Annotated in this window: 6 protein-coding genes; 2 read left to right on the top strand and 4 right to left on the bottom strand. The window is 59.6% G+C overall.

Annotation, left to right across the window (positions count from 1 at the left end):
- A partial coding sequence (locus AAAB16_RS19625) for an antibiotic biosynthesis monooxygenase (RefSeq protein WP_340664839.1) occupies positions 1 to 258 on the bottom strand: 258 nt, incomplete at its 3' end.
- Between the two features lie 484 nt (positions 259 to 742).
- Here AAAB16_RS19625 and AAAB16_RS19620 point away from each other — a divergent pair.
- Positions 743 to 4873, top strand: a complete 4131-nt coding sequence (locus AAAB16_RS19620) for an EAL domain-containing protein (protein ID WP_340664840.1) — start codon at positions 743 to 745, stop codon at positions 4871 to 4873.
- 183 nt (positions 4874 to 5056) lie between these two features.
- On the top strand, positions 5057 to 6310 hold the full coding sequence (gene glyA / locus AAAB16_RS19615; RefSeq protein ID WP_110617351.1) for a serine hydroxymethyltransferase: 1254 nt from the start codon (positions 5057 to 5059) through the stop codon (positions 6308 to 6310).
- Positions 6311 to 6383: 73 nt separating this feature from the next.
- On the opposite strand, the gene AAAB16_RS19610 is transcribed toward glyA, so the two are convergent.
- From AAAB16_RS19610 to AAAB16_RS19600, 3 genes are all read right to left on the bottom strand, one after another.
- Positions 6384 to 8102, bottom strand: a complete 1719-nt coding sequence (locus AAAB16_RS19610; protein WP_340664838.1) for an ABC transporter ATP-binding protein/permease — start codon at positions 8100 to 8102, stop codon at positions 6384 to 6386.
- 117 nt (positions 8103 to 8219) lie between these two features.
- Complete coding sequence (locus AAAB16_RS19605; protein WP_110617349.1) at positions 8220 to 8780, bottom strand: response regulator transcription factor; 561 nt, start codon at positions 8778 to 8780, stop codon at positions 8220 to 8222.
- A 13-nt stretch (positions 8781 to 8793) separates the two neighbouring features.
- Positions 8794 to 9534: HAMP domain-containing sensor histidine kinase (locus AAAB16_RS19600; protein WP_340664837.1), on the bottom strand; the 741-nt coding region annotated here is incomplete at its 5' end.

Genomic DNA, 9534 nt, shown 5'->3' with positions numbered 1-9534 from the left:
CGCCGCAGGCAGCCGTTCGGTCGGCTTAGCTGGACCAAACGCTTTATAAAGCGTTTCAAAATGGGCGTGGAGATCCTCAACAGACTGCCACTGTTCATTTAAAAAGAATCGGCTGGAGTCCTCTAGGTTTTTATGCCACTGATACACAACGGCCTTGTCGTGGGCATGGGTTAGTTCTTGCGCGACCGCAGCCACTTTTTGATAAAACTCATCGGTCTTACCTTCTTTAATTTTCCCGCTGAAAACTAGATATAACATGGCTTATTCCTCTATGTGGGCAGCGATAAAAACTCGCACTCACAGGGTATTTAGCTACACAAAAAGCCAGTAGCCAGGTAGTGGCGAATTTAGAATTCGTAGTTTTTATAAAAAGGCTTCAGGCGCGCCATACCCGGTAAGAGGAACCCGTTGAGTGGGCGGGATGTCGGAGAGATGATGGCCAGATGAACCGCTGGCACAGGCCGTTGCATGGGTGCCGCAACGCTTTTGTCAGGCACCTAGGCAGGCAAACAGACACTCGTCGGCATAGCTGGCACTTTGCCACGTAACTAGGCATTCTTAGGCGCTTTTATCTGCAGCCCTGCCGCCTGCCAGCAGTACAGCTGCTACATCTATATAGGCCGTCAGCGCAGGACTATTGCCCGTGCCCCGATTGTTCACCCACCAGCGCGCCCCCGGCGATTCACTCGCCACCACCCTGCCCAATTCGGTCAAGGGCGCTTTGGTCGTGCTCGTCGCGGTAATGCTGGGCTTATTGTTCTGGCAGCTTTACCACGAGCTGCAGCAGGCCGAAGACAACCGACAAAAACGTGAGCAGGAGTATGGTCAGCAACTGACCGAGCACCTGGCGCTGGGCGTTGAGATGCGCGCTTATGCGGCCATTGCCTTGCTCAAACAGAACACTGTAGCGCCGCCGTCAGCAGAGAAAATCGACGATTTGTTAGATGGCCTGCGCAATGTATTCCCCTCCGTGACCAGCCTGATGTGGCTCGATAGCAGCGGTAAGCCGCTGGCCGATACGCTGGCGGGCGCCAACGACCAGGCCTTTATTGCCCGCTTGTTCGAGCGCGGCCAAGGGCAGGCCTATCAATATGCGTTCAACCCGGAAGGCGAAGGGCAAATCTATGCCTTGCTACCGCACAAAGACGGCACCGGATTTTGGGTGGTGCGTTTTGGCTTGACCCATCTGCGCTTCAGTATTCGCAAGTTCTATAGCAGCGAGCATCGCTGGCAACTCGAAGACCGCCAACAGCACACCGTGCTGGCGACTCAGCCAGCGCCGGACAACGAACAACTGCGTACAGCCAGCGCCTTCGAACTGGCCAACACCGTGCAGATGACCGAATTGCCCGGTACAGATCTGGTAATGCGCAGCGTGTTGGATAAGCAACTCGCCTGGACAGCGTTATTGGCCGCGATTACCGGCAAGCTCTTGCTGTTTTTGGCCTGCGCCCTGCTCACCCTGCTGGCCCTCACCCGTTTGCTGCGCGAACAAAATCGGCTACGGGAAATGACCACCGCTTCGCGGCGCGAGTTACGCGACGCCGCGACCGCCCTGGGAGCGATTGAGGAACGTGTGGTGGTTACCGACGTAACCGGCCATGTGCGCTACCTCAACCCGCAGGCCGCGCAGTTGTTCGGCCTGTCCAGCAACGACGCGCGCGGGCGCCATCTGCTCGACCTGCTGCCCAGCCTCAACCCGGCGCTGATGAACGACAGCGAAGCGCATGACGACTTCAGCCCGATGTGGATCGAGCTCCAGCAGCACCAGCAACAGCGTGTGTTCAGCGTGACCCGCAGCGTGTTCAAAGATGGCAAAGAACACAGCCAACCGGGCCATGTGTGGGTGCTGCGCGATGCCACCGAACAGCAACAGGCGCTGCATGTGCTGGAAGACACCCGGCGCCGTTATCAGGACATTTTCGAAGGCAGTGGCGTGGCCCACTGCGTGCTCGACCTGGCCGATCTGCAGACGTATCTGCATGTGCACCACATCCAGACCCTCGGCCAGCTTGACCACTGGCTGCAAATCCATCCGCAGCTGCACGACGAGTTGCTGCAGCACCTGCATATCACCGAAATCAACCAGGTTGGCCAGCAGATGCTGGGCGTCAATTCCACCGAGCAGCTGTGGGATCACCTGGTCGATGTTGGTCCGATCACGCCGGAAAGCGTGCGCTATCAGTTGATCGGCGCCCTGCTGAGCAAGCAGCGCCAGCTTGAGATGGAAAGTCAGATCGTTACGCCGCAAGGCCACGAGCGCCACCTGTGGCTGGTGCTGCGCCTGCCTGAGCAAAGCACCGACCTGCATGCGGTCACGGTAAGCATCAGCGATATCACCAGCCGCAAACGCATTGAGTTGTCGTTGATCGAGCGCGAACGCTTCTGGTCCGATGTCGCCCGCGCCGTGCCCGATACCCTGTATGTGCACGACATGACCAACCGCCGCGTGCTGTTCAGCAACAACCGCCTGGGCCAGCAACTGGGCTACAGCGGCCAGGAACTCAAGGCCATGGCCGGGCATTTCTGGGAAGTGGTGCTGCACCCGGACGATGCCGAGCAGTACGCGCGCATGCGCAATCTGCAGCAAGTGGTGAGCGACGGCTTGCTGCTGCAATGCCATTTGCGCTGGCGGCACCGCGATGGCACCTGGCATTGGTTCGACATTCGCGAGCAAGCCCTTAGCCGCAGCGCAGATGGCCGCGTACACCGCTTGATCGGCGTAGCCAAAGACGTGACCGAACAGATCGAAGCCAGCGAGCTGATGCGCAAAAACGAGCGCCGCTATCGCTTGCTGGCCGAGAACATCAGCGACGTTATTTTCACCACCAACAGCAACCTGCACCTGGACTACGTCAGCCCGTCGGCGCTGGCGATGTTTGGCTATTCGCCGGAGTGGATAATCGCCAATGGCTTCCACCCGCTGGCCGCCAACCCTCGGCAGCTGGCGGATGTAGACCAACTGCTGGCGCGTGTACGGGTGGCGCTGAACGACCCGGAAAAACTGCGCGACCTGCGCCAGCAATTGGCGACCCGGCTGTTTATGGTCGATTGCGTGCGCGCCGATGGCCACAAGCTGCCGACCGAAATGCGCATGACGTTGATGTGGGACCAAGATGGGCGCTTTGAAGGCTTGCTCGGCGTCGGCCGTAATATCAGCCAACAGCGTCGCGCGGAAAAAGACCTGCGCATGGCCGCCACCGTATTCGAACACTCCACTGCCGCCATTCTGGTGACCGACCCGGCCGGCTATATCGTGCAGGTCAACGAAGCGTTCAGCCGTGTCAGTGGCTACAGCAGTGCGCAGGTGCTCGACCAGCAGCCCGGCATGCTGATGGCCGACCGTCAACAGACCAGCCACCAGGCCTATATCCTCCATCAGCTCGGGCAAAACGGCAGTTGGGAGGGTGAGGTCTGGCTCAAGCGTCGCAACCGGGAAAACTTCCCCGCCTGGGTCGGCATTACCGCCGTGCATGACGATGAAGGCGACTTGGTCAGCTACGTGTGCTTCTTCAGCGATATCAGCGAACGCAAAGCCAGCGAGCAGCGCATCCACCGTTTGGCCTACTACGACGCTCTCACCAACCTGCCCAACCGCACCCTGTTCCAGGACCGCTTGCACACCGCGTTGCAGCATGCCGAGCGGCATCTGGAGTGGGTGGTGCTGATGTTCCTTGACCTTGACCGCTTCAAGCCAATCAACGACTCCCTTGGCCATGCCGCTGGCGACCGCATGCTCAAGGACGTGGCGCAGCGTCTGGCTGCCTGTGTGGAAGTGGAAGACACCGTGGCGCGCATGGGCGGCGATGAATTCACCCTGCTGCTGCAAGCCCGCGACACCCGCGAAGGCGCCCTCACTCGGGCCATTCACGTGGCCGAGCAGATTCTGCTGAGCCTGTCGCAGCCGTTTATTCTGGAAGGCCGCGAGTTCTTCGTCACCGCCAGTATCGGCATCGCCCTGAGCCCGCAAGATGGCGACGAACTCAGCCAATTGATGAAGAACGCCGACACCGCGATGTACCACGCCAAAGAACGCGGCAAAAACAACTTCCAGTTCTACCAGGCGGCCATGAACGCCACCGCCCTGGAGCGTTTGGAGCTGGAAAGTGACCTGCGCCACGCCCTCGACCAGCAACAATTTGTGCTGTATTACCAGCCGCAATTCAGCGCCAACGGCCAACGCCTGATCGGCGCCGAGGCCCTGCTGCGCTGGCAGCACCCGCGCCGTGGTCTGATTGCACCAAGCGAATTTATCCCGGTGCTGGAAGAGTTGGGCTTGGTGGTGGATGTTGGCGATTGGGTGCTGGTGGAGTCGTGCCGGCAAATGAATGCCTGGCATGCTGCGGGCGTGCGGGTGCCGAAAGTGTCGGTCAACCTGTCCGCCCGGCAATTTGCCGAAGGCCAGTTAGGCCAACGCATTGCGCATATTTTGCACAGCAGCGGCTTGAGCCCGAGCTGCCTGGAACTGGAGCTGACCGAAAGCATCCTGATGCGCGATGTCGACGAAACCATGCAAGTGCTGGTGGGCTTCAAACAACTGGGCCTGAGCATTGCCGTGGACGACTTCGGCACCGGTTATTCCTCGCTCAACTACCTCAAGCAATTCCCCATCGACGTGCTGAAAATTGACCGCAGTTTTGTCGACGGTTTGCCCAGCGGTGAGCAGGATGCGCAGATCGCTCGAGCCATTATTGCCATGGCCCACAGCCTTAATCTGGCGGTAATCGCCGAGGGCGTGGAAACCCAGGAGCAGCTCGACTTCCTCCGTGAACACGGCTGCGATGAGGTGCAGGGTTACTTGCTCGGCCGGCCAATGACCGCCAACCAACTGGCTGCGCAATTCAGCGGTACAGCGCTGTTTATGCTCAGCTAAACCCTCTACCGCGCGCCTCTTGAGCACAATGAGGCGCGCTCGTCCGCTACATGACCGACCGTCATGTGCCAGTTAACGACTAATCCGGTAGAATCCGCGCCTTCTTCGGGCAAGCCTTTGCTGTTCTGGGCAGCCCACCAGCGCTTGATCAAACCTTGCCCAGCTCACTCTTAGGGGACCGCCATGTTTAGCCGCTCGAACACCATCGCCAATTACGACGCCGAACTCTTTGCCGCCATGGAGCAAGAAGCTCAGCGCCAGGAAGAGCACATCGAGCTGATCGCCTCGGAGAACTACACCAGCCCAGCGGTGATGGAAGCCCAAGGTTCGGTACTGACCAACAAGTACGCCGAAGGCTACCCAGGCAAGCGCTACTACGGCGGCTGCGAATACGTGGACGTGGTTGAGCAACTGGCTATCGACCGTGCCAAAGAGCTGTTCGGCGCTGACTACGCCAACGTGCAACCGCACGCCGGTTCGCAAGCCAACAGCGCCGTGTACCTGGCCCTGCTCAACGCCGGCGACACCATCCTTGGCATGAGCCTGGCACACGGCGGCCACCTGACCCACGGTGCCACCGTGAGCTCGTCGGGCAAGCTGTACAACGCGGTGCAGTACGGCATCGACGGCAACGGCCTGATCGACTACGACGAAGTGGAACGCCTGGCTGTTGAGCACAAGCCAAAAATGATTGTGGCGGGTTTCTCGGCCTACTCGCAGATTCTCGACTTCCCACGTTTCCGCGCCATTGCTGATAAAGTCGGTGCTTACCTGTTCGTCGACATGGCTCACGTAGCGGGCCTGGTTGCCGCCGGTGTGTACCCCAACCCCGTGCCGTTCGCTGACGTGGTGACCACCACCACGCACAAAACCCTGCGCGGCCCACGTGGCGGCCTGATCCTCGCCAAGGCCAACGCCGAGATCGAGAAAAAGCTCAACTCCGCGGTATTCCCAGGCGCCCAAGGCGGCCCGCTGGAACACGTAATCGCCGCCAAGGCCATCTGCTTTAAAGAAGCCCTGCAGCCCGAGTTCAAAACCTACCAGCAACAAGTGGTGAAAAACGCCCAGGCCATGGCCAGCGTGTTTATTGAGCGCGGTTTTGACGTGGTCTCCGGCGGCACCCAGAACCACCTGTTCCTGCTCTCGCTGATCAAGCAAGACATCACCGGCAAAGACGCTGACGCCGCCCTGGGTCGCGCCTTTATCACCGTGAACAAAAACTCGGTGCCGAACGACCCGAAATCGCCGTTCGTGACTTCCGGTCTGCGTATCGGCAGCCCAGCGGTGACCACCCGTGGTTTCAAAGAAGCCGAATGCCGCGAGCTGGCTGGCTGGATCTGCGACATCCTCGCCGACCTCAGCAACGAAGCCGTGATCGACGCGGTACGTGAGAAAGTCAAAGCCATCTGCGCCAAGCTGCCGGTTTACGGTAAGTAAGGTTTTGCCGATGTAAAAAGCCCGGCCATGTGCCGGGCTTTTTTGTGGCTGCTGTTTAGTGCGAGCGGGGCAACTACGCCTCTATCAAGCCCTTCTCTTCCAACCGCAATTGCCGCGAATGGAACTGCTGCAAGCTGCTGCGATGGCCAATGCTGACCAAACTGCTGCCCGGCAATTTCTCGGTGAGCAAGCGATACACCGCCGTTTCATTTTGCTCATCCATGGCTGACGTTGCCTCATCAAGGAACAACCAGCGCGGCTCCACCAGCAAGGCACGGGCAATCGCCACCCGCTGCTGCTCACCCGGCGACAACACCCGCTCCCAGTGATCTTCTTCATCCAGACGGCTAGCCAGATGCCCCAGGTTGCAGGCCTGCAATACCTCCTGCAAGCGCTCTGCCGAGTAGGTGTCTTCCGCTTTTGGATAACTCAATGCGGCACGCAAGCTGCCAATCGGCAGGTAGGGTTTCTGCGGCAAAAACAAGCTGCTATCCGGCAGGTTCAAGGTGCCATTGCCAAACGGCCACAACCCGCTTAACGCGCGCAGCAACGTACTCTTGCCGCTGCCCGAAGCGCCGCTAAGCAACACATGCTCGCCAGGGGCGATGTTCAGGTCGGTAGGGTTCAACAGCACGCGACCGTCAGCCAGGCTGAGTTGCACCTGGTTCAAGCTCACTTGGCCAGCGTCGCGGCTGCGGCTGATGGCGGGGTTAGCGTCCAGTTGCTCACCTTCGGCCAGGGCCTGACGGAAGCTCAAGATCCGGTCGCAGGTGGCGCGCCATGCTGCCAGGCTGGCGTAAGCGTCGATAAACCAGCTCATGCTCTCTTGCACATTGCCAAAGGCTGAGTTGATTTGCATAAGGTCGCCCAGCTGGATCTTGCCGGAGAAGTAGCGTGGGGCGGCAACGATCATGGGGAAGATAATGGCGATCTGACCGTAGCCGGAGCTAAAGAACGTCAGGCGTTTTTGCACCTTCATCAGTTCCCAGAAGTTGCTCCACACCTTATTAAAGCGACCCATTAAACGCTGCTGTTCGTTGTTCTCGCCGTTGTAGAGGGCGATGCTTTCAGCGTTCTCGCGAATACGCACCAAGCCAAAACGCAGGTCCGCCTCGTAGCGTTGCTGGTTGTTGTTCAGCACGATCAAACGCCGCGCCACCAAATGCACCAGCCAGCTACCGACCAAGGCGTAGAGCAACGCGGCCCAGAACATATAGCCCGGCACCTCGATGCCAAAAATTTCCATGCTGCCCGACACGCCCCAGAGAATCACCGAGAACGACACCAGGCTGACCACGTTACGAATCAGCCCCAGACCCAGGCTCAGGGTGCTGTCGGTAAAGCTATTGAGGTCTTCGGCCAGACGTTGGTCCGGGTTATCGGTGTAGCCGGCCTGCTCCAGGCGGTAGTAGTTTTTGTGCGCCAACCAGGCTGCGAAGTGCTGTTCGGTCAGCCAGCGGCGCCAGCGGATGGTGAGCATCTGCGTCAGGTACAGTTTGTATACGGCGATCAGAATTGCCACTGCGGCAATCCCGCAGAAGTAGCCAATCAGTGTGGTAAACGCTGCCAGGTCTTTATTCTGCAAGGCGTTATAGAAGTCGCGGTACCAGCTGTTAAACCACACCGAAATTGCCACACCCACCAGCGACATGGCGATCACCGCAATTAGCAGCAACCAGGCCATGCCCTTTTCTTCACTGCGCCAGTACGCACTAGCAAGCTGCCAGACCCGCGAAAAAAAGTGGCTGGGCAGCGCATCATTGACCGCTGAATATTCGGCGTTCTTGCTCATGAGGGGCACTCTGGACGGTTATGAAAAAAGCGCCTCTGTGGGCGCTTTAATCGGTAAAAGACAGTGGTTGATTAAGACAGCTTCCAGCCACCTTGGATAGCCTGCCATGCGCACAGTTCAGCGCCGTACCGGACGCTTCTGCAATTTGCGCTGCAAGGTCCGACGGTGCATGCCCAGCGCCCTGGCAGTGGCGGAGATATTGCCATCGTGCTCGCCCAGTACGCGCTGGATATGCTCCCACTGCAGTCGGTCCACCGACATCGGGTTTTCCGGCACCAGGGTGGACAAATCGGCGTGCTCGGAGACCAACGCCGTCAGCACATCGTCGGCATCGGCCGGCTTGCACAGGTAGTTGCAGGCGCCGCGCTTGATCGCCTCCACCGCCGTGGCGATGCTCGAATAACCGGTGAGAATCACCACACGCATTTCCGGGTCCAGCGCCAGCAGCTTGGGCAGCAGCACCAGGCCCGAGTCGCCTTCCATTTTCAGGTCGAGCACGGCGTAGTCCGGCATATCTTGCTCGGCCAGGGTCAGGCCCTCTTCGGCGGAACCGGCAATCGACACGCGCAGGCCACGGCGGCTCATCGCGCGGGCCATAACGCGGGTAAAAGTCTCGTCGTCATCGACCAGCAACAGATGCGGTTGCTCTTCGCCTTCGATGGGGGTTTCTTCGCTCATTGGCTTCTCCGGTTCAGCTTGGCTGACGAGGCAGGCGCAGCTCGGTAAGCGTGCCGCCTTCTTCATGATTGTAGAGTTTCACCGAACCACCCGCCCGGGTCACGCTGGCCTGGCTCAGGAACAGGCCCAGGCCGAAACCTTTGCCCTTGGTGGTAATAAAGGGTTTGCCCAATTGCTCGGCGATGGCCAGCGGCACACCGGCGCCGTGGTCGCGGATGCTGACGCACATTTCCAGCATGTTCCAGTCAACGCGAATATCCAGCTTGTCGGCGCAGGCATCGGCGGCGTTGTTCAGCAGGTTAAGCAGGGCTTGAGTCAGGTCCGGCGGCGGCGCCAGGCGCGGTACGGCACCGATGCCAAGAATCTGATAACGGTAGGTTGCTTCCGGGCGCATCAGGTGCCAGCGATTAAGCGTGGTTTCCAGCCAACTGGCCACCGATTGTTCCTCCACCGTCAGGCGGCGGTCGGCTTCGGCGGCGCGTACCAGCTGTTGCAAGGTGTCTTTGCACAGACGCACTTGCTCTTGCAGCACGGCGAGGTCTTCTTGCAGCAGCGGGTCAGGGTGCTCGCGGCGCAATTCTTTGATCAGCACGCTCATGGTCGCCAAAGGCGTGCCCAACTCGTGGGCGGCGCCGGCTGCCTGAGTGGCCACGGCCAGCAACTGCTGATCACGCATGCTTTCTTCGCGGCGCTCAGCCTGCAACTGCACCTGGCGGCGCACCGCACCGGCCATCTTCACCACAAAGAAAGTAAT

It is taken from the genome of Pseudomonas sp. (assembly GCF_037994325.1).
GTDB lineage: Bacteria > Pseudomonadota > Gammaproteobacteria > Pseudomonadales > Pseudomonadaceae > Aquipseudomonas.
The sequence above is the reverse complement of the archived record's forward strand: the minus strand, read 5'-3'. Positions and strand labels throughout refer to the sequence as shown.

Excerpts from the sequence above, each read along its gene's own strand:
- AAAB16_RS19620 (WP_340664840.1), top strand. The coding sequence starts at position 743 with ATGCTGGGCTTATTGTTCTGGCAGCTTTACCACGAGCTGCAGCAGGCC.
- glyA (WP_110617351.1), top strand. The coding sequence starts at position 5,057 with ATGTTTAGCCGCTCGAACACCATCGCCAATTACGACGCCGAACTCTTT.
- AAAB16_RS19610 (WP_340664838.1), bottom strand. The coding sequence starts at position 8,102 with ATGAGCAAGAACGCCGAATATTCAGCGGTCAATGATGCGCTGCCCAGC.
- AAAB16_RS19605 (WP_110617349.1), bottom strand. The coding sequence starts at position 8,780 with ATGAGCGAAGAAACCCCCATCGAAGGCGAAGAGCAACCGCATCTGTTG.